Raw genomic sequence first — 19,228 nt, 5'->3', positions numbered from 1 at the left:
AGTGAATGTGTCCCCTGTCAAGTTCAGCCCCCTCTATTGCGTGCTTGTCGTGACTGCGGCTGTGCTGGTCAGCATCGTCAAGTGCACCTGCGGTAGCCCCGACAGAATCTGATCCATCACGAGCGAAATGCACAAGGCCCGGGATCTCCGGGCCTTGTGCGTTTATGCCGTCACCAAAGGAGTAAGCGACCATGCATTTAGTTGAAACAATAGCCTACGCTGGCGACCGGCCGTGGCACGGCCTTGGCAACAAGCTGGCACCACAACAGCCGATCGATGTCTGGCGCAAGCAGGCTGGCATGGATTGGGAGATCGAAGAGTCCGAAGTCCGCTACGTCGTCGGCAAGAATGGCATCGGTGCGATCAATGCCTTTCCCGAGCAGAAGGTCCTGTACCGTTCCGACACCCATGCACCGCTGTCGGTCGTGTCCAAGCGCTACCAGGTGGTCCAGCCGGGTGAGATCCTGGATTTCTATCGCGACCTGACCGACATTGGCGGTTTCGAGCTGGAGACGGCTGGCGTGCTTCGGGAGGGCCGCAAGTTCTGGGCGCTTGCCAGAACCGGTCAGAGCGCCGTCCTGAAGAGGAAGGATCGGGTGGAGGGCTACCTGCTCTTGGCCACCGCTTGTGACGGGACGTTGGCGACCACGGCCCAGTTCACCTCGGTGCGTGTGGTCTGCAACAACACCCTCGCCATCGCCTTGGGCAGCAACATGGGCGCCGTCAAGGTGCCGCACCGCAGCCAGTTCGACCCCGATATGGTGAAACGTCAGCTGGGCATCACCGTGTCGTCGTGGGACGCCTTCGTCGTCCGAATGAAGGCGCTGTGCGACCGTCCGGTGGATCCGGGCTCGGCCGAAGGGCTGCTGCGTCGGGTGCTCACCTACGCAGGTCCGGAGGGCAAACACCCGATTGTCAACGAACAGGCATTGGCCAGTGTTCGCTCCCTGTACGAAGGCGGTGGGCGCGGAGCCCTCATGGCGTCCAGCCGTGGGACGGCGTGGGGACTTCTCAACAGCGTCACCGAGTACGTGGACTACCACCGCCGTGCGCGCAGCGGTGATCACCGCAGAGATGCCGCCTGGTTCGGGCAGGGGGCTCAGATTAAGCAGCGGGCCTGGGACGAGGTGATGAAGCTGGTGGCCTAGCCTGCGGGGTCTTGAAGCATCCGGGGCGCCGGGTGCTTCAGGTGTCCTCGCCCTTCCCTGTGGGATCGGGCAGCAGCCCCAGCACGGCTTGGATGATGCGGTCTTGCTCCGGCTTGGGGAGCTGCAGCACCCTGATCAACGCTTTGGCAAGGGCCGGTGTCGCTGTCATCCCTTTGATCGCCAAGGCCAAGCTGGCCTGCTGGCGTTGGCTGGCCTTGGACAGTTCAAGGATAGCGTCGGCCATGGCAGCGTTATCCGCCAGCAGGTAGGCGACGGGCACATCCAGCACCGCTGCGAGCTTCTCCAGGTTGTCGAAGCCAATGGCTGTGACTTGGTGCTCGTAGCGGTTGATACGGGATGATCCCTTCTCCTTACCCAGGCCCATGCGGTCCCCCAGAGCCCGCTGGCTGAGGCCGCGCAGTTGCCGCGCCTGAAGCAGGCGCGCAGCGAACAGGGCGCGTGCGGAGGATTCGGACACCGAGTACCAGACAGGTGGGGACAATCCAGATCATGACGAAACCCCTAGCTGCGTGGCAGACTCTATCTTTAAGATAGAGGTCTGGCTCCGTCAAGCCGGGGCTAGTGAATGGGGGCTGAGGCTCCTGCGGAGCAATGCACGGGAACAGGGGGAAGCGTGTCCGGTAATAACTACTACGACATTCTGGGGATTCGCCCGAACGCGGGTCGGGAGGAGATTGAGCTGGCCTACAAAGGTCGACGCAGCCAGTACCACCCCGACCGTTACGCCCAAGCGGATGCCGAAACCCTGGCTTGGGCAACCGAGAAGATGCAGCAGGTGAATGAGGCCTACCAAGCACTCATCAGTCCCGAGCTGCGCGCCCGCATGGGTCAAGAAGCACCCGACCGCCCCGCCCATGGCGCACCCACTCCGAAACGTGCGGCGCCTGTCCCAGACACCCAAGATGCGGCGACCGTTCTTCTGAAACCGGACTGGAAGTGGGTTCACGACAAGGTGTACGCGAGGCCCAACATTCCGCATAAGAAGCTGGACGGTGCCATCTCCTCCTATGCGCCCGGCGTCTCCCCGGGAGACGTGATTGTCCTCCTGGACGACACACTTTTTGGCGGTGCGAAGGAGGGACTCCTAGTCACAAACGATGCGGTTTATTGCAAGCAGAAGTTGGATAACCCGCGGCAGATCGCCTTCCGGGACATCAGACAGGTGGAGCCGGGCACACACAGCCGGGTCCTCATCAACGGGGCGGAGTTCTTCAAGGCCGATCTGATCGAGCACCTGGCCATCCTGACCTTCGCATCACGTCTGTCGGCTGTATTCAGACAGTCAGCGGCCTCGACCAATAACCGCCCTGATTCCATAAGGGAGAGCAGGGTGTCGGGCATTGATGGCCTCTGGACGCTCCATCGAGGCGCGATGGTGGCACTGCGCTCGGAGCTGGAAGGGGGAACATTTCTGATCGATGAACTGATCGATCGCCAAATGCGCTGCATCGCCGACCGCTTCCCCGAGTTGTACGAGGCAGTGGGCCGTGAACCGCAGCATAGGCATGTATCGGTCGAGGCCGATAGCGTCGAACTCGCATTGATGCTCTTTATGGTGCTGCATTACTACGGCTTCTCAAAGCTTCCAAGTGACTTCAAGAAGGCGGCGGCGGATCAGTTCACCCGGCTGCACGAGATCAGCGAAGTCTACAAGCTCGCATTTCGAGAAGAATTCCCGCTCGTTTTCGGGCGGCCCATCAAGATGGACGAAGAGGACCTGCTGATGATGTCAGCGATGTTCTTCCATCGTGACGGTGCCGGCGAGTTCGAGCTGAGAATACCACGCGAGGAAGCGTTACTGCTTCTTCTGTTCAGAATGGGCATCCCTCGTGAAGCGGCAAGGAGCTTGATTCGCCAGTTTGAGGATCACGCAGAATCGTGGTTGAAAGCACTCTCCGCGACTGTGGCGGGCTAGAAGTTGCTGTGCGAACGAGCGTGGATAGCGGGCATTTTCGTTTACTAACACAAAACAGGGGTGATTGAATGGGCCGTGTAATTCTTGGTGTGTATGTGCTGATGATCTTCGTGTTTGCCATATACGGAAACTGGTGGGGTGACTACGCGTACAAGGGCTTCGCGTACAACCTGGGTCGCGCTGTGATCTGGCCGGCAATCCTCATTCCGGGGTTGGGGAAAGCTATCGGTATCCTGGTGCTTCTGGGGTTCATCGGATTCCTGGCTTTCGGGAGGAAATGATAGTGGCCAAGCAGCACGTGATACGTGTCCTGGTTCTCGCGGCGACCTCGATGATGGTGTGTGCCTGCGTTGGGAAGGCTCAAAGCGAGTTCATGGCGGGATGCACGAGCCAAGGCGCACCTGAAGCAAGATGCGAATGCGTTTACGACAAACTGGAAGCCAAGTACGGTGAGGATGGCCTGGAGGCCATGCAGAAGGGTGAAAGGATACTTCCTGGCTTCCCCGAAGCAACGGTCGTTGCCGCTGCGCAATGCAATGGCGTCGATCCTTCCACGGCCTTGGAGCATTTGGCTATTCTGGGCGAACCGATCGTCAAAGCGAACGATGGTTCCGGTGAGTCGGTTGTGGCAGATGGCGTGGCAGATCCGCCGGTTCAGGAATACGAAGCGTCAACCCAAGCCAATCAAGTGTCGGATGAGTCGGTGATCGAAAACGTCATTGCGATCACGGCCAGCGCTGAAGCAGGCGATGAACATGTGGACGCCCGCAAGGTGGCGTTGGGGGATTTGGACGGGGATGGATCGAGCGATGCTGCCGCCTTGTTCATCATCGAGGTCGGTTCACAGAGCTCCTCCACGCAGTACCTCTCCGCCTTCCTGCGGCAAGGCGATGGGGCGTTGAAGTTCGCCAGCATGACGCCCGTCGAAGGGGCTGGCGATACGGTCAACGGTGTCGTGGTCGAAGAAGGAGCGATCAGGCTGAAAACGCTGACGCTCAGTCCTGATGATCCCGACTGCTGCCCATCGGTTGAGGGAGGCATCGAATACTTGTTACACGGCGGGAAGCTCAAGCGGGTCAACTGAACGGGAAGCGCAGTTCAAAAACTGATAGCGATTTCCGGATGCATTTGACCGAATCACGAAGGCCGCCTTGTGCGGCCTTTCTTCTGTCAGGAGATTCCCATGGCCCGGATACTTGTCGCTGTCCAGGCAGTCGGGGCGTATGGCGAGCGGCTCAGTCAATGGATCGACGTCGATGACGCCGACGCAATGCGTCGCAAGATCGCAGAGGTACTGCGAGGGTTACCGGGTGTCCAAGGTTGGTGCGTACTTGCCTACGATGGGATGCCCGACCTTGGCCCGTACCCGGACATCGGGGAACTGCTGGCCTATCTGGACGCCGTGGACGATTACGGAGAACCTTTCGAGAAACTGTGGGCGGATCGGCGCTTTGACGGCGTGCTGCAAGCGGCGGACATGTTCGCCGATACCTACCAAGGCACGTATCCCGATGCGGCGGCTTGGGCGCGGCATTACCTTGCCCTGACCGGAAGGCTCCTGCAGATCTGCCCAGACTTCGACTTCGACGCCCATGGCCGCGAGGCCGCTGCGATGGGCGACGTAAGGTTCATCGCCGCCACTGATGGCGGCGTTCATGTGTTCTGGAACGATTGAACCAACAAAACGAACTCAACAGTTGCCACTGAGGCCGCCCACCGGGCGGCCTTTTCATTTGGGAGAAGGAAAATGGGAAGACGTGCGGCGTTGCGCCTGGTGGACACCACGAAGCTGGACCGCGACCAATGGCTGGAGGTGCGCAAGGGCGGTATAGGCAGCTCCGATGCGGCGGCTGCCATTGGGCTGAACCCCTACAAGAGCCCGTTGGAACTTTGGCTGGAGAAGACGGGGCGGGTGGATGCGTCCGGTGATCACCAAAGCATGGACGATCCCCGTTTCTGGGGCACCTTGCTGGAGCCCTATGTAGCCGTGGCCTACCAGCAGAAGACCAATCGGAAAGTCCGGAAGCTCAACGCGGTACTCCAACACCCGACGTACAGCTTCATGCTGGCCAACATCGACCGGGAAGTGGTGGGTGCCGAGGATGTCCAGATCCTGGAGTGCAAGACGGCGGGGGAGTACGGCTCTAGGCTATGGCAGGACGGCGTGCCGGAGTACGTCCAGATCCAGGTCCAGCACCAACTGGCGGTGACGGGCAAGCAGGCCGCAGACGTAGCGGTGCTGCTGTGCGGCCAGAAGCTTGAGGTCCACCGGATCGAGCGGGACGAGGAAGTCATCGCCCGTTTGATCGTGTTGGAGGCCCGGTTCTGGGAGCACGTGGAGCAGGACACGCCACCGCCGGCAGATGGCAGTGAGTCGGCGGCCAGGGCTCTGCGCAGCCTTTACGTGGGCAATGACACCAGCGTCGACTTCACGGGGGATGCCGAGCTCTCGGCCGCCTTTGCCGACCTGGTTTCGCTTCGGGATCAGATCGGCCAGCTGGACAAGCAGGCCGAGCAGCTGCGCCAGCGACTGGAGGAATCCATGGGTGATGCTTCCAAGGCGCTCTTTGCCAAGGGAGAGATCACCTACCGGCGTTCCAAGGACGGCACCAGCGTCGATCTCAAGCGGCTCGCCCAGGCCCATCCGGCCATCGTGAGCGAGTTCACCGTCGAACGGCCTGGATCTCGCCGATTCCGGATTGTCTCGTACACCGAGGAAGGAGCAAAGTCATGTTGAAAGGATTGACGATTACACCGCCCGTGGTCGGGCGGATCTCCATTGGCCGTGTGATCGAGCGCAACGGCAAGCGGCTGCCGGAGAAGGATGACCAGTTCACGCTGACCAGCCAGGTGCAGAACCGGGACGGCTGGATCCTCCACCCGCTGGACGAAACCCTCCGCAAGGACGCAGGCGGAAAGCTGCGCTCGATCCCGGTCCGGCTGCTGTTCAACGACCCGGCCCTGAACCTGCGGGCGGACTACTCGCTCTTCGATCGGTCCACTGGCAGGCCGGTGTGCGTGGGCAACGGCGAAACATCCAGGCGCGTTGGCAAGGAGGGCATGACCCAGGAGCTTTGCCCGGGACCGGATGGTTGCTCCTTCGCCATGGGCGAGTGCAAGGCCTACGCTCGGCTGAATGTCCGGGTCGGGGATGAAGACGAACTGGGCAGCTTCGTGCTGAGGACCACGTCCTACAACACGATCCGTACGCTCGCAGCCCGGCTGCAGTACTTCCACGCCGTGTCGGGCGGCAGGCTGGCCTGCATGCCCCTGGAGCTGAAGCTGCGGGGTAAGTCGACGACGATGAGCTTCCGCTCAGCGATCTACTACGTCGATCTGGTGGTCCGCTCTGGACTGACGCTGGAACAGGCCATTGCCCAAGCCCGGGAGGTCGACCAGAGCCGCAGGGACGCGGGGTTCGATCAGGAGGCCTTGGACGAGGCCGCTCGCCGTGGGTTCGCCAATGGAGCGTTCGAGGACCTGGCCGAGGATGTTCCGGCGGTCGTGGAAGAGTTCTACCCGGATAGCCAGGAGCCGGGTCCGGGTGGTCAAGCGCCGAGCAGCGACACCGTCAGCTTGCACGAGCGCCTTCAGAAGAAGGTCGCTCGTGCAGGCACTGCCTGACGCCAAACAAAGGAGGGTGCGATGACGAGGGTGATTGGTGCGGTGGTCGTCTACGGCTTCGCACTGTACGGCTTTGGACGCTTCCTGGTGTGGATGTACACCGCGACGCGGACGCAGTATTCGCCGGGACACGGGGCGTCTTCTCGCGGCTGAGCAGACGGGCATAAACAGTGATCGAAGGGGCGCATAGGCGCCCCTTCGTCGTTTCTGGCCCTGCGGGGCCATCTGATAGATGAGGGAGCAATGGACAAAAACACGCCAGAGCACTTGTCGCTCTACGTGAGGAGCACGACGCGCAGGTACAAGGTCGCCAGCGGCGACGAGATCGTGGAAGCGGCACGGGCCGTCGTCGGACAACGGATGAGCCGGGGGGCGTCTTTCACCGATCCCAAGACAGCGAAAGATTTCTTTCGGGACAAGTTGTCAGGGATCCAGCGGGAGGTGTTTGCCGCAGCCTTCCTCGACAGCCGTCACCGTCTCATCGAGTACGCGGAGCTGTTCCAAGGGACGATCGACGGGGCGGAGGTGCATCCGAGGGAGGTGGTCCGGCAGGCGATCCAGACGAACTGCGCAGCGATCATCATTGGGCACAACCATCCGTCCGGGTCGGTTGAACCTTCGGCAGCGGATCGAGCCGTCACGGCGCAACTCAAGCAGGTGCTTTCCCTGGTGGATGTGCGCCTGCTCGACCACATCATTGTGGGCGGACACCAGACGATGGCCTTGGCTGAACGTGGCTGGGTGTGATGGCTACAGGCTGAAGCCCCTGGAGCGCAACGCAACCGTTTCGCCTGCCAGCCGACAGCGGCTGGCAGGCTGTGGTTGCCCTGTTGTTTTTTGGCATCTGCGAAGCGGTTCCAGCGTCGCTGCGCGCTCCTGTGAACCCAGGCACGGCATCGGTTTGACGAGAACACGCGCTACAGCGGAGGATCCTGCCCTTTTACGGCGGGCAGGCGACCCGTGTGAAACGCTGAAAAGGGCCAGGCCGTCGTCAGAGCCGAGAGTGATTGAGGCGCGAGAAAGGGTCTGGATGACCATAGGGCGCCATGATACTTAACCGCGCTCCGGATCCCTTCTCCGTCTCCAGGACCACACCCTCGTCAACCAGCCGCATGAGCGCGGTGCGGAAACGGGCGTTGTACAGCCCGCTGCGGATGAAAACGTTTGATTTAAGCGCATCCGGCTCACGGTTGCGCGCACATGCGTCGGCAATACAATCCAAGATGGTCTGACAGTCGTCGACTTGGCGTTGTTGGCGCTTCTGCTGGGGACTCAGCTTCGGCATTTCGACATGCGGTAGGGGCTTGGGCGGGAATATCCGAGCGAATTGCGACAAGCTCCATTGGATGATCGCCCACGCAGCCCTGAGCGATTCGATGGAAATATCATCTCCATGATCGCAGTAGCAATGAATGATGCCTGCGAGGCGAGCGACATTTTGCATCGAGCGGTTGGCTGCATCCTGGGCGTGCCAGTAGTCCGTTGCAGCGAGCCGCCGCTGCTCGGCTGCCAACTGGAACCAGAGCTGAGTCGCGGCCGGAGAGAAGCAGATTGCTCCGGCCTCGCTGCCGCCGGACTCCAGTTGCACAAGCCGAGCGTCGAGGAACGTGGACGCCTTCGCGTGATACGCGTCAAGGCAGCCTTCAGGGGGCTGCACTGGCTCCGCGATCCATTCAGGAAACGCCGGCAAAGTGGTGAAAAGACAGCGCGCGAAAAAACCTACTCCGCGAGCCGCTGCCCCATGCTTCGCCAAGTACGCCTCGAAGACATCAGGCTGCACCATAACGAGGATCGTCAGTGAAGCACCGTAGGCGGCGAGCACGTCGCCTTTGCCCCGCCTCAGCATAACCTTACCCGCTCCGTCATAGAGACTATTGAGCGTCGCCAGCTGCCGTCGAAACAGCGCGGTCTCCAGCACCCGCTCCCCTTCGTCGACCGAGATTGCCGTTGACTCCCCCACGCCGTCCAAGGCTTCAAGCAGGCCGCGGTTGGTGGTGTCTTGCAGGATAATTGAGCGCAGCCGAGCCGCGGGGTCACGCATATCCAGCGCTCCTCCCAGATTCGACTTCGGGTTTTCGCAGACCATCGAACGGCGTTTGCCAGCGCGGTATGACTGATAGCGCCTGATGTCATGCGCGTTGTGCACCTGGTGGACGAGTCGGTGCGTACGAGTCTTGCCTGTAGTGGGGCCGGCAAGAATGAAGCTGAAGTGGGCCAGTGGCTCATCGCTGCCCTGTGGTAGGCGGACCGTCCGGGCACCCTGTACCGCGGAGCCCATTCCTGAGAGCAGCGTGGACAGGGCAAGGCCCCGGTCCACCCCAAGCGCACACACGATTGCCTGAACCCAATCGCGCAGCGTTCCGGGAAGCTCCGACATGACACGAGGCAGATCGTACCGGTCGCTATATTCCATCTGCACCCGGGATGGTGCGGGAAGGTCTGAGGGGGCCGAGAAACCCTGGTTGGCGGGCCATTCTGAGAAATGGTGGTGCATGTAAACCTCTTCGTGGACATGGAGTGCTCAACCGCCCGGTCGATCCTGGCGGTTCACTTGCGTGTCCGGTTGCCCCGTAGGAAGCAGCGTGGTGGCGAGCGGACGATGGACAGCCTGAGTCGCTTTCCAGGCCGGTGCCACGCTTCGTTTGGGCACCGAATAGCTTTTCCATTCGACGGCGGCCTGGGGTCGCTGGAGTGATGGCGAGTGACCTCGACCTCCGACATCCGTCCACCTGTCCCCGCTGCCAGGAGGAGAGCCACGCGGTCTTCGAGCCAGATCCCAAGTCCCCCGGGCACTGATTTTTTCCACTGGAGTTAGTTCGACTCTAGTTAAATCAAGCGCTTAGCAAAAAAAGAAGGGCGACAGGCTCGGTTTCCCGCGCTTGCGGCCGATGCGGAAGCGGCGAAGCGGTATCGTCTTGGGCGACGTCACCCGGGCGGCTTACAGGTCAGCTGGAGCGCAGTAGTGACCGCGGTTGAGCGAGTGAAAGCGAATCACTTTCGAAACGAAGCTTGGACGCTAGTCACGCTTCGCCTGCACTCTGGCGCCGTTCTCACTGACGGAGCCCGGGGAACATGGCCGCGCACCGCGCAAACGAAATCGAACCAGCAACGCAAACGGCCTTTGACGGCAAGCAGTACTTGCTGGGCCGCTATGGCATGCGCATGAACAAGAAGGAGGTGTGCTTCGAATCCAAGAAGAGTCGCGCCACGATCGACAACCTGCGGAACCCGCGTCACAAGAGCTTCGATCGCCTACTCGCCGACGCCGAAGTGTGCGTGGGAGGGAAAGGAGAGAACGGAGTGCCGGTGCTCTTTCATACCGTGCGGATTGCCGAATGGCTCGATGGGCCTGCGAGGGGTGGCACGCAATAACGGTTAACACTAACTCAGCGCATGTATCGGCTTTCCATCTATTCCGGCACAGCCAGAGAATTGTCGCCGCCAGGCCTGGAATACAGGTTATTTGCTGGGCGGAACTTCCGGTTCTTATGCTATCTGATCTATATCCATATCTATCTGTGTTGTATGGCTGTCAGTTCGTAATATTCAAGTGAGGAGGTTAATGGTGGTCGGATTCAACAGAATGCCAAGTTGGCTTGACTGTATCTAGAGAGAAGGCATGATGACGTTTACGGAAGAGGACTTCCTGGAGGCTCAGGAGGGGGGGCGAAAGCTCGAGTTGCTATCGCGAGGATGTACTCACCTTCCTGGCGGGAAGTCTGTAATAACGCATGAATACGACTCGGTGATCTACCTGGGTCAGTTAATGAGGATTGCGAAGCGGATCCGATTCTTCAGGGGCGACGTGTGCAAGATAGTTGCCGGATGGAGGAAGGCTCGCATTGTCCGCTTGAACCGCCTAGGTCACTCGCTTCTGCTGATTTGCAGGCAATACCGCGCGGTTATAACTGTCGGGATCGGCAAGGACGAGTGCCCACGGTTCGGGCACCATAAGTTCCATCCGTATCTCGATGTCGCTCTAAAGGCAGTAGCCGAGGCGGAGGCGTCGATCAATGAGGCACTGGGCAACAAGGATCATGAACGCCTGTGCATTGCTGTCTCGGCTTTGGCAGTCGAGATTCACATCCAAACCAATACCGAGGCCTTTAAGGCTTCGGTGAGGAACTTCGAACGAAACGCGGAAGCGAAGCTCCGTCGTGCATTGAGTTACCTGGTGAGTCTGTTCGGAAGGCGCTCCCGCCTGCTCGTTCTCCGCGTGGACCTGTACGTCAGAGAGAAGGACAGGCTATGGAGCTATACACCAGAGGCAGAGGCTGCTTTCGACAAATTCGCGTCAGCCTTGTCTGGCTGCAAGATCGTTCCAGATGTCCTGGGATGGATGAGCGCACGGGAGGACGGTCTCGAACGAGGAAGGCACTATCACGTGATGGCGCTTCTGGACGGTCATGAGCGCCGCGCAGGCGTCAACCTGGCCAAGATGCTTGGAGAGTACTGGATGACGGAATGTGTCGGATCAGATCGGGTTGGGAGCTACTTCAACTGCTTTGCATTGGCGAAGAGGTACAAACATCTCGGCATCGGGACAATTCACTGCTCCGACGCGAAGAAGCTCCTGGGGCTATTCTACGCAACCCGGTACCTGTGCAAGAGCAATGTTCAGCTCGTCGCGACGGGGGAAGGGTCGCGCAACTTCAGACGCGGCGTTGTAGATAAGAGCTACGTGCGTCGTGGAGCACCCCGGGTAGGGGACGATGGACTCTCGACTGTGAAGCAAGCCCTGTTCGGTCAGATGAGGCGGGTTGCGGCCAGGAAGAGGTCCGTCGATGAATCTCGGATCCAACTGGATGCGACCGACCGGCACGCACTTTCTCCATGGTTATAAGGCGATGTTGAGCTGGTGGGCAGCGACAGGGCAGACCTCTGCGTAGATGCGCCGTGGCTCGTGACCGGCGAAACTGTTAGTTCGTGAACCGAGGTCGTCACCATAGGTCCGCCTACCTGTGCTCCCTAGTGAGCCGAAGGAGACCTTCGACGGCCTCTCTATGTTGGCTTCACGTCGCGATCAAGTCGCCGAAGGAGTGTCCGGTCGACCCTTCGTAACGGCTTGGAGCGCCACGGGACGGCGGTCGGTTCGGAGTTCGCGTATCAGCGCCCTTCGTCGATCCGAGGAGACCCCACGGCAGCGCTCGTTGCGGCAGAATGTCTGGCTAGCGCCTCCAATTGGAGGCGCCAAGCGCGTCATGTGTGGATGGGCGGTGGGGGAGCCGTGGAATGTCGAAACAAAGAGCGAAGCACGTTCGGCTTTTACCGTTGGTTGAAGCATGCGCCGATATTGAGGGGCTGTTGGATGCCGGTCCACAAGGCGTTCCGGCTCTTCTCTTGAGTCTGTGTCTTGAGAAGTCGATCTGCGCCTACTTTTGCGTGCCGGAAGGTCTGGTTGCTGTCTCTTATAAATTCGTTAAAAGAGATTGCGGCCGAATGTCGTTCGGTCCAGGAAAAGGGGAAGTCGCGTACAAGCATGGGCCCATGGCCGATCGGAACATTAAGTATCTCGGCCTCGATGAGGCCCACCTTCAGGGTCTCAGGGATGCCGGGTTTGTGACCATAGAAGGGTTCCAGAACGATGGCTTGACTGTCGTTAAAGGCGGGCTGCTTCGGGTTGGCGTCGAGTACGGCGTTATTCGAAAGGACGTGGTCCCACATTCTCATGGGGCGTTCTTTGGCATGTACTCGCTTCGAGAATGGGAGGTCAATCCGATTCCCGTGTCGCTTCGCGTGACGGATGTGCTTATTGCGGTCCAAGACGTGACAACGCTTCGAGCTCTGATTGGAGAGCGGCATGTCCATGACAAGTGGGGACACCGAGAGGCCGCGCCGAGTGTTTTTCTCGCCTACCGCATGTCCCAGGATCCGTATGACTTCAAGGGGGTGATGAAGGCGCTGATTGATGAGGATCCCGAAGGGTTTTTCAATCGGGCAATCGCGACCACGATGGCGCGGATTATGAAGATGGATGTCAGGCCAAATGCGGAGAAGGGAATCGCGGTCGAAAAGATCGCCAACAACGGGATGGGGAAGGATTACTCCGACCCTAACTTGTCGAAACGAATGAGCCTGCTGCTTCTTGCAACCGACTGCTGGATCCACGACGAAGCATTGCGCGCCGTGACGGAAACCCGGCTAGCCCCAGCCCGCGAGGAAGCCGCCAAGCAACGCGAGTTGTTGTCGCAGAAGCAGCGAGACGAGTTGGATCAGCGTGTTTTTCATGCCGAGCAGCTGGAGCGGTCGGCACTTCAGGCACGGCTCAAAATGCCATCGGGGTTGCGGGACTATTTGAGGAGCTTGGGGTTCCGCGCGAACCAGGCGGACCACCTGTACCACGTAATCACCCGTACACAGACTGGGCGGAGGCATGTCCAGACTGAAAAGGAAGCGGCCGCGGCGCGCGTTCTAACAAAAGCACGTCGACTCAGGAACTTGGGCGACAATAGATAGCCCAGTCTCGCATGAGCAACTTCCTGGGTTCGAGTAGGGCATCTCGCGCATAAGCCGCCCGCGTCGAGTCGCTATTGACGTGCGCCAGCGCCAGTTCTGACACCTCGTCGGCGTACTGGGTCAGGTTTCGTGCCCAATCCTTGAAGCTGCTGCGGAATCCGTGTGGCACGGCAATCTTGTTGTACGCCGGATCCAGGTAGCCTGCTCCCCCTCTCTTTATACTGGAGTCGTGCATCCGCTTGACCAGGACACTGAGTGCCATGTCGCTCAATGGGCCTCCTCGTCGGTTGGTGAACGGATGGGCGTGACCATTTGAGTGTTGGCGTTTAAGCAGCTCGATCGCCGGTTTTGATAGCGGGACGGTATGGTCTCGTCCCCGCTTCATGCGGCCGGCTGGGATAGTCCACAGTCGTCGTTCGAAATCGATTTCAGTCCAAGTAGCGCTCCTGACCTCATCGGATCGGGCTGCTGTCAGGATCACGAACTCCAAGGCACGAGCGGCTTCTGTCTCCTGCGCACGGAGGGCGGTCATGAACTCTCCCATTCGTTGATAAGGCAGCGAAGGGAAGTGCGTCTTGATGTGGCTCACCTTACCTAGAAGCGGCTCAAGTGCCTCACTCTTCGCGGGGTTGTCGCCTGTGTAGAGTTTTTTGGCCTTGGCGTAGCGGAACACAGCCGCCAAGTCGTGGAGCAGCTTCTTGGCAGTGGGGTATTTGGTCCGCCAGATCGGCTCCAGCACGGCAGCCACGTCTTCCACGGTGATGTCCGAGATGAGCCGGTTCCCGATGACCGGGAGGACGTACAGGTCCATTCGGGTGCGCCAGCCCGCCTTGGACTTCAACTCGTCCTTGTAGCCGGGAGCCTTGGCTTCAATCGTTTGCTGCTCGCAGTCTTGAAACGTGCGCATTCGGGCTTGGGCGGTTAGTGCCGCACTCACAGCTGCTTTGCGCTCGGCGTTCGGGTCGATCCCTTGGGATACCTTGATGAGGTACGCAGTTGCCTTGTCGCGCGCAGCCTGTAGGCTGACGATCGGGTACTTGCCGAGGCCGAATTCGCGGCGTATCTGGTTCAGAGTGCCTGGGCGCGTTGGATGGGGTCGGTTGCCGGTGGTGACACGAAGCAGCCAGGACTTCGCACCGTTTGGAGTCACTTGGATATAGAGGCCCGGAGGTTCGCCGGCCACGGCATAACGGGCAGGGTGCTTCTGGCCGGCCTGAGGCTTGAGCTTTCGAATGGCCAGATCAGATCCGAGCCTTGTTGGGATCCTGGGCATAGCTACCCGCCTAAATACCCCCCTACGAGCTCTGGATTGTATTGGTTTGCGTTAGGCGGCGCTAGTAGGGTCTGAACGCGCAACTATCTGTGCTGAAAGGAAAAACAGGGGTAGCCCCCGACTATCCTTGACTAAAGGTTCCTTCGCTTGGCGCCTTCCGGGCGCGCCATACAAGACGCAAAAGGGCCGACGATTTCATCGTCGGCCCTTTTGTTTTGCGCGCATGCGGACATGGGCGACGGTTGTGCCGCTCAGGCCGAGGGGAACATCTGGGTGCGCAGTCGCGTGTAGCCGCTGCCGAGCGCGTCGAGCATGCGTGCGCAGGCGCGCTTGAGGGCGCCCCCGTAGCGGCGCTCGATCTGCACGTGCACCAGGTGCGAAAGCAGCAGCACCAGGGCCAGGGTGCCCCAGAACACCAGATGCGGATTGAGGGTGGGATAGGCGATGTTGAACGCCATGTAGCCGATGTTCTGGTGGATCAGGTATAGCGGGTAGGTCAGCGCGCCGGCGGTCATCCAGCGGCGCCTGCCGAAGCGGCCGGTCCGGCGGGTGGCGATCAGCAGCATCACCACGAAGTAGGCGGCGATGATCGCGGCCACCACGATTTCGTTCATGTTGGTATTGAAGTGGCGCTCGAACCCGGCGATGCCGCCGAGCGACTCGCGCATCGCCAGTACGAAGCAGATGGCGATCATTCCGTAGCGGAACCACGAGCCGCCGCGCGACCAGATCAGGAAACAGGCCGCGCCGGCGATGAAGTAGGCCGAGTAGTCGGCGATCAGCAAGCGGCGCAGCGGGCCGACCGGGAACAGTTCCAGCACGATCGTCGCCAGCAGCCACAGCGCCAGGAAGATCTGCGCCTGCCCGATCCTGCCCAGCATCAGCACCGCGCCGACCAGAGCATAGAACTGCAGCTCGACGAACAACGACCAGTAGACCCCGTCGATGGACGGCACGCCGACGAAGCCGCTCAGCATCGTCATGTTGACCAGGTACTGGGGCAGCGAAGCCGAGAAGTGGTCGCCTCCGAACAGCAGGATCGCGACGAAGGTCAGCGTGCAGCAGGCCCAGAACGCCGGATACAGGCGGGCGATTCGCGAGGCCACGAACTTGCGCAGGTCGCCGTTCGCGGCGGTCATCAGGATGACGAAGCCGCTGATCATGAAGAACAGCTCGACGCCCTTGAAACCGTATTTTGCGATCGGTTCCAGCAGCGGGTAGGGCATGAGGGTGCGGTCGCCGCCGGCGTAGCCGCGAAACGCGTAGTGAAAGAACACCACCGCCAGCGCGGCGATGAAGCGCAGCAGGTCGATCTCGTTGACCCGCTGCCGCGGCGCGGACGGGCGCTCGGGCACCGGTCCGGCGGGCGCCGTCGCGGGCGTGGATTCGGTGGGGCGCTCGGACTCGGCCATCGGCTGCCTCAACCGGTGGCCTGGAGGCCCTCGTCGGGCAGGCTTTCCCCATGCGCGCCCGCTTGCGCCGCCTCTCGCGCCCGGGCCGGCATCGCATCGTTGGCCAGCCGGAAATAGAACCCGTGGTAGCACTCCACGTCGTGCTCGGGCGAGAACGGCACGCGCAGGTTGCGCTCGTGCGATTCCCAATGATCTTCCAGCCTGTAGCCGAGTCGTTCCATGCTGGACACGAAGTCCGGCACCGCGGGCACCCGGTACGGGCAGATCGCGAATCCGATGTTCTGCAGGGTGAAGTAGTTGAGCCGGCGGTGCATCGGCGTCAGGTTGACCAGCACGTGCGCCGGCCGCTTGCGCAGCGGCTCCAGCAGCTCGGCCAGGGTGTATTCCAGGTACTGCAGCGCGCCGCAGGAGATCATCACGTCGTTGCCGTCGACCTGTTCGCGGGCGTCGGTGAAGTGGAGCAGGCCGCGTTCATCGCGGCGTCCGGCCAGGTCGCGGCCGGCGACGACGACCGAATGGACATCGTGGACGGTCCAGCGCATGTCAGGCGGATAGTCGATGTAGCGCGAGAAGCCGTAGTAGCTGATGCCGATGTGGCCGCCCAGATCGAAGACGCTGCGGCTGCCCTGGGCCAGCAGGCGCGAGATCCAGTGGATCATCGGAAAGTCGCTGACCCTGACCTGGTCGAGCCGGTCGTGGTACATGCGTCCGGACGCGTTCACGTCATACGACTTGGGCAGGGTCGCCGGGGCCGCGGCGGCCGCTTCCGCGTAGCTGCCGTAGATGCCGTAGTAGCAGGCCTCCTCCTGGAACGGGCGCTGGAACATGCGCCGGTACACCGGTGCGGCCAGCCGCCGCACGCCCGGCAACTGGGCCGCTTCGGCGGCGATTCTGCGCAATCCGCTGCGGGTTTCGGCGAGAGTGTCGTGCGCCACCTTCGGACCTGCCTGTGCTGGGGTTCACTGCCGTGGTCAACGTGACGAGGGGCGCGGCGAGGACAGCTTGCGCCGGCGACGCGACCGGTCCCGGGCGCCGATGCGGTCCGGCGCATGCGCATGGCCGGATCGCCGCCGCATTGCGTTGAACATCCGATGTGGCGTCCGGCGCTGCGAGCCGACGCCCATCGTGAGCGTTGCCGCGAGGACGACAGGGATATCGACGGTGGCGGCCGGCTGGGGCGGGGAAGGCCCGCCGGCGGGTACCGGGATCCCGGGCAGCGTCTGACCCGACTGACGACCGTCCGCGGTGGGAGAAGCATCAGGTGACAGCGGTTTCGAAAAGCCGGACCAGCCGGGCGGTGCGCCTGCTGTGGTTGCTGGAGACGCTGGTGATCGTGGCCGCCGGCAAGCTCGCGGTGTGGCTGCGCTTCCACGACGACCCCCAGGGCCTGCGGATATTCCTCGAGCACGCGCCGTTCAGACTGTGGCTGGTGGCGGCCTTCGTCGTCCTGGCGATGGCCTGTTTCGGGCTCTACCAGGCCTATCTGCGCCATCGGCGTTCGGAGTTCCTGCTGCGCCTGTTGCTGGCGTTCTCGTTCGCTGGAATCGGCCTGCTGGTCCTGTACTACCTGGTGCCGTCGACCTATGTCGGACGCAGCGTGCTGCTGATGACCATGGGGTTCGGGTTCGTCGGCGTGGTCGTGCTGCGCTCGCTGGCGCGGCGGGTGGTCGGGGCGGATATCTTCAAGAGCCGGGTGCTGGTGTTCGGCGCCGGCGAGAATGCCGCCCAGATCAACAGCAGCCTGCGCCGGGCGGCGGACCGGCAGTCGTTCGTGGTGGCCGGGTTCGTCGCCGTTCCCGGGCAGCCGGTGAAGGTGCCCGATGCATTGTCGGTGCCCGACTCGCGTGGCCTGGTCGAGTTGGCCGAACGCCTTGGCGTCAACGAGATCGTGGTCGCGCCGGACGAGCGGCGTGGCTGCCTGCCGATGGAGGGCATGCTCGCCTGCGCGCAGCGCGGCATCGTGGTCTCCGACCTGTCGACATTCTTCGAGCGCGAGGCGGGCGTGGTGAAGCCGAACGTCGCCGACCCGTCGTGGCTGGTGTTCTCCGGCGGCTTCGACCACTCGCTCGTGCGCCGCCTCAGCAAGCGCCTGTTCGACCTGGTCGCCGCCAGCTCGTTGTTGCTGGTGGCGTGGCCGGCGATGCTGCTGGTGGCCCTGGCGGTGTGGCTGGAGTCGGGTCTGCCGGTGCTCTACCGGCAGACCCGGGTCGGCGAGAACGGCACCACCTTCGAGCTGGTCAAGTTCCGCAGCATGCGGGTCGACGCGGAATCCGACGGCGTCGCCCGCTGGGCCTGCCGCGAGGACGATCGCAGTACCCGGGTCGGCCGCTGGATCCGGATGACCCGTCTGGACGAGCTGCCGCAATTGTTCAATGTCCTGCGCGGGGAGATGAGCTTCGTCGGTCCGCGTCCGGAGCGGCCGCAGTTCGTCGAGATGCTCAATCGCGAGATCCGCTACTACCACCTGCGCCACAGTGTGAAGCCGGGTCTGACCGGTTGGGCGCAGTTGCGCTACCCCTACGGCGCCTCGGTGGCCGATGCCGAGAAGAAGCTCACCTTCGACCTGTTCTATGTCAAGAATCAGGGCCTGCTGTTCGACATGATGATCCTGCTGCAGACGGTCGAGGTGGTGCTGTTCCGACGCGGCGCGAGGTAAGCGCGGCCAGGGCCGTGGCGCCGGAATGCAGGTCGGCCGATGCGCCCCTGCCGCTGCCCGCACGCGAGCTCAGCCAGCTCCATGACGCCAGCAGCGCGATCAGCGCGATGAACAATGCGGCCAGGGTCAGTGTGGTGCGCAACGGCCGGGAACGTTTAGGCGCGCGCTCCTGCGGCGGCCACTCGGGCGCGACGACGACCGGCAACTGTTCGGGCCCGGGCCCGGGCGCGGGCAGCGCGCCGGGCATCCGTCCGTGGCGGCGGTGGAAGTCGCAGACGTTGGCATGCAGGGCAATCAGGGTTCCCAGCGTGTCCTGCATCTCGGGCGGCAACTGGCCGCCATGACGGTCCGGATGCAGTTGCGCGACCCGGCGCCGGTACGCGTACTGGAATTCCTCCAGGCTGCAGTCCGGTCGCAGGTCGAGCTGCGCATAGATGTCGGCCAGGTCCGCCTTCATGGACTCCCCTGATCTAGGGCATCGCCACTGGCATTGCATCCACATCCTACTCCGTTGCGGTGCCGCCCCGGAACCGCCGCGACTGGCCGCGTTCGCGGCTGGAGACCGTTGTGGAATAAGAGTCGCCGGATGCGCGACAGCCGCAATGCAGGGCCTGTTCCATGCCAGAAAACGGACGCTTCCGTCATACGCGTGCCCGCTCGACAGGACCGGTGACGGTCCCGTGCGCCGTGTGCATGACCGGCGCACCGGGGAGAGGTTTCGGC

18 protein-coding genes are annotated in these 19,228 nt (G+C 62.0%); 12 read left to right on the top strand and 6 right to left on the bottom strand.

What is annotated here, in order from left to right:
• The first annotated feature begins 191 nt into the window (after positions 1-191).
• The gene (locus FKV24_RS14205) at positions 192-1,148 is read left to right on the top strand and encodes a DUF932 domain-containing protein (RefSeq protein ID WP_141482846.1); all 957 of its coding nucleotides are present in this window, start codon (positions 192-194) and stop codon (positions 1,146-1,148) included.
• A gap of 37 nt (positions 1,149-1,185) precedes the next feature.
• Here FKV24_RS14205 and FKV24_RS14200 read toward each other — a convergent pair whose 3' ends face one another.
• The gene (locus FKV24_RS14200; RefSeq protein WP_249041030.1) at positions 1,186-1,626 is read right to left on the bottom strand and encodes a helix-turn-helix domain-containing protein; all 441 of its coding nucleotides are present in this window, start codon (positions 1,624-1,626) and stop codon (positions 1,186-1,188) included.
• Between the two features lie 156 nt (positions 1,627-1,782).
• On the opposite strand from FKV24_RS14200, the gene FKV24_RS14195 reads away from it, so the two are divergent.
• The 7 genes from FKV24_RS14195 (at position 1,783) to radC (ending at position 7,455) form a co-directional block, all read left to right on the top strand.
• Positions 1,783-3,084 (top strand): J domain-containing protein, encoded by a 1,302-nt coding sequence (locus FKV24_RS14195; protein ID WP_170288323.1) that lies wholly within the window; start codon positions 1,783-1,785, stop codon positions 3,082-3,084.
• 283 nt (positions 3,085-3,367) lie between these two features.
• Positions 3,368-4,168 carry a hypothetical protein gene (locus FKV24_RS14185; protein ID WP_141482843.1) on the top strand — a complete coding sequence of 267 codons (801 nt, stop codon included), beginning with the start codon at positions 3,368-3,370 and terminating at the stop codon, positions 4,166-4,168.
• Positions 4,169-4,267: 99 nt separating this feature from the next.
• A complete protein-coding gene (locus tag FKV24_RS14180; RefSeq protein ID WP_141482842.1) occupies positions 4,268-4,759 on the top strand; it encodes an antirestriction protein ArdA in 492 nt (163 codons plus the stop codon).
• Between the two features lie 99 nt (positions 4,760-4,858).
• Positions 4,859-5,821, top strand: a complete 963-nt coding sequence (locus FKV24_RS14175; RefSeq protein WP_249041029.1) for a YqaJ viral recombinase family nuclease — start codon at positions 4,859-4,861, stop codon at positions 5,819-5,821.
• Positions 5,815-6,708 (top strand): recombination directionality factor, encoded by an 894-nt coding sequence (locus FKV24_RS14170; RefSeq protein WP_141482840.1) that lies wholly within the window; start codon positions 5,815-5,817, stop codon positions 6,706-6,708. Before FKV24_RS14175 ends, FKV24_RS14170 begins: the two co-directional genes overlap by 7 nt.
• A gap of 21 nt (positions 6,709-6,729) precedes the next feature.
• Complete coding sequence (locus FKV24_RS20075) at positions 6,730-6,861, top strand: hypothetical protein (protein ID WP_283016214.1); 132 nt, start codon at positions 6,730-6,732, stop codon at positions 6,859-6,861.
• A gap of 90 nt (positions 6,862-6,951) precedes the next feature.
• Positions 6,952-7,455: a RadC family protein gene (gene radC, locus FKV24_RS14165; RefSeq protein ID WP_141482839.1), complete on the top strand. Its 504-nt coding sequence runs from the start codon at positions 6,952-6,954 to the stop codon at positions 7,453-7,455.
• A 244-nt stretch (positions 7,456-7,699) separates the two neighbouring features.
• On the opposite strand, the gene FKV24_RS14160 is transcribed toward radC, so the two are convergent.
• Positions 7,700-9,202 (bottom strand): DUF3987 domain-containing protein, encoded by a 1,503-nt coding sequence (locus tag FKV24_RS14160; RefSeq protein ID WP_141482838.1) that lies wholly within the window; start codon positions 9,200-9,202, stop codon positions 7,700-7,702.
• Positions 9,203-9,780: 578 nt separating this feature from the next.
• Here FKV24_RS14160 and FKV24_RS14155 point away from each other — a divergent pair.
• From FKV24_RS14155 to FKV24_RS14145, 3 genes are all read left to right on the top strand, one after another.
• Positions 9,781-10,080, top strand: coding sequence for a hypothetical protein (locus FKV24_RS14155; protein ID WP_141482837.1), 300 nt, complete (start codon positions 9,781-9,783; stop codon positions 10,078-10,080).
• A 247-nt stretch (positions 10,081-10,327) separates the two neighbouring features.
• A complete protein-coding gene (locus FKV24_RS14150) occupies positions 10,328-11,551 on the top strand; it encodes a YagK/YfjJ domain-containing protein (protein ID WP_141482836.1) in 1,224 nt (407 codons plus the stop codon).
• 389 nt (positions 11,552-11,940) lie between these two features.
• Positions 11,941-13,164: a hypothetical protein gene (locus tag FKV24_RS14145; protein ID WP_141482835.1), complete on the top strand. Its 1,224-nt coding sequence runs from the start codon at positions 11,941-11,943 to the stop codon at positions 13,162-13,164.
• Here the strand turns inward: FKV24_RS14145 and FKV24_RS14140 are convergent.
• From FKV24_RS14140 to FKV24_RS14130, 3 genes are all read right to left on the bottom strand, one after another.
• Entirely contained in the window at positions 13,139-14,437 is a 1,299-nt protein-coding gene (locus FKV24_RS14140) for a tyrosine-type recombinase/integrase (protein WP_141482834.1), read from the bottom strand. The two genes, FKV24_RS14145 and FKV24_RS14140, sit on opposite strands and share 26 nt — an antisense overlap.
• 251 nt (positions 14,438-14,688) lie before the next feature.
• Positions 14,689-15,849: an acyltransferase family protein gene (locus FKV24_RS14135; protein ID WP_141482833.1), complete on the bottom strand. Its 1,161-nt coding sequence runs from the start codon at positions 15,847-15,849 to the stop codon at positions 14,689-14,691.
• 8 nt (positions 15,850-15,857) lie between these two features.
• Complete coding sequence (locus tag FKV24_RS14130) at positions 15,858-16,784, bottom strand: methyltransferase, TIGR04325 family (protein ID WP_141482832.1); 927 nt, start codon at positions 16,782-16,784, stop codon at positions 15,858-15,860.
• 326 nt (positions 16,785-17,110) lie between these two features.
• On the opposite strand from FKV24_RS14130, the gene FKV24_RS14125 reads away from it, so the two are divergent.
• Positions 17,111-18,505, top strand: coding sequence for a TIGR03013 family XrtA/PEP-CTERM system glycosyltransferase (locus tag FKV24_RS14125; RefSeq protein ID WP_141482831.1), 1,395 nt, complete (start codon positions 17,111-17,113; stop codon positions 18,503-18,505).
• Here the strand turns inward: FKV24_RS14125 and FKV24_RS14120 are convergent.
• On the bottom strand, positions 18,423-18,962 hold the full coding sequence (locus FKV24_RS14120; RefSeq protein ID WP_141482830.1) for a J domain-containing protein: 540 nt from the start codon (positions 18,960-18,962) through the stop codon (positions 18,423-18,425). The genes FKV24_RS14125 and FKV24_RS14120 overlap by 83 nt on opposite strands.
• Between the last annotated feature and the right edge of the window lie 266 nt (positions 18,963-19,228).

It is taken from the genome of Marilutibacter maris (genome assembly GCF_006546735.2).
In the GTDB taxonomy this organism is placed as follows: Bacteria; Pseudomonadota; Gammaproteobacteria; order Xanthomonadales; family Xanthomonadaceae; genus Marilutibacter; species Marilutibacter maris.
Note: the sequence above shows the minus strand (reverse complement) of the source record. Positions and strands in the feature narration are given on the sequence as shown.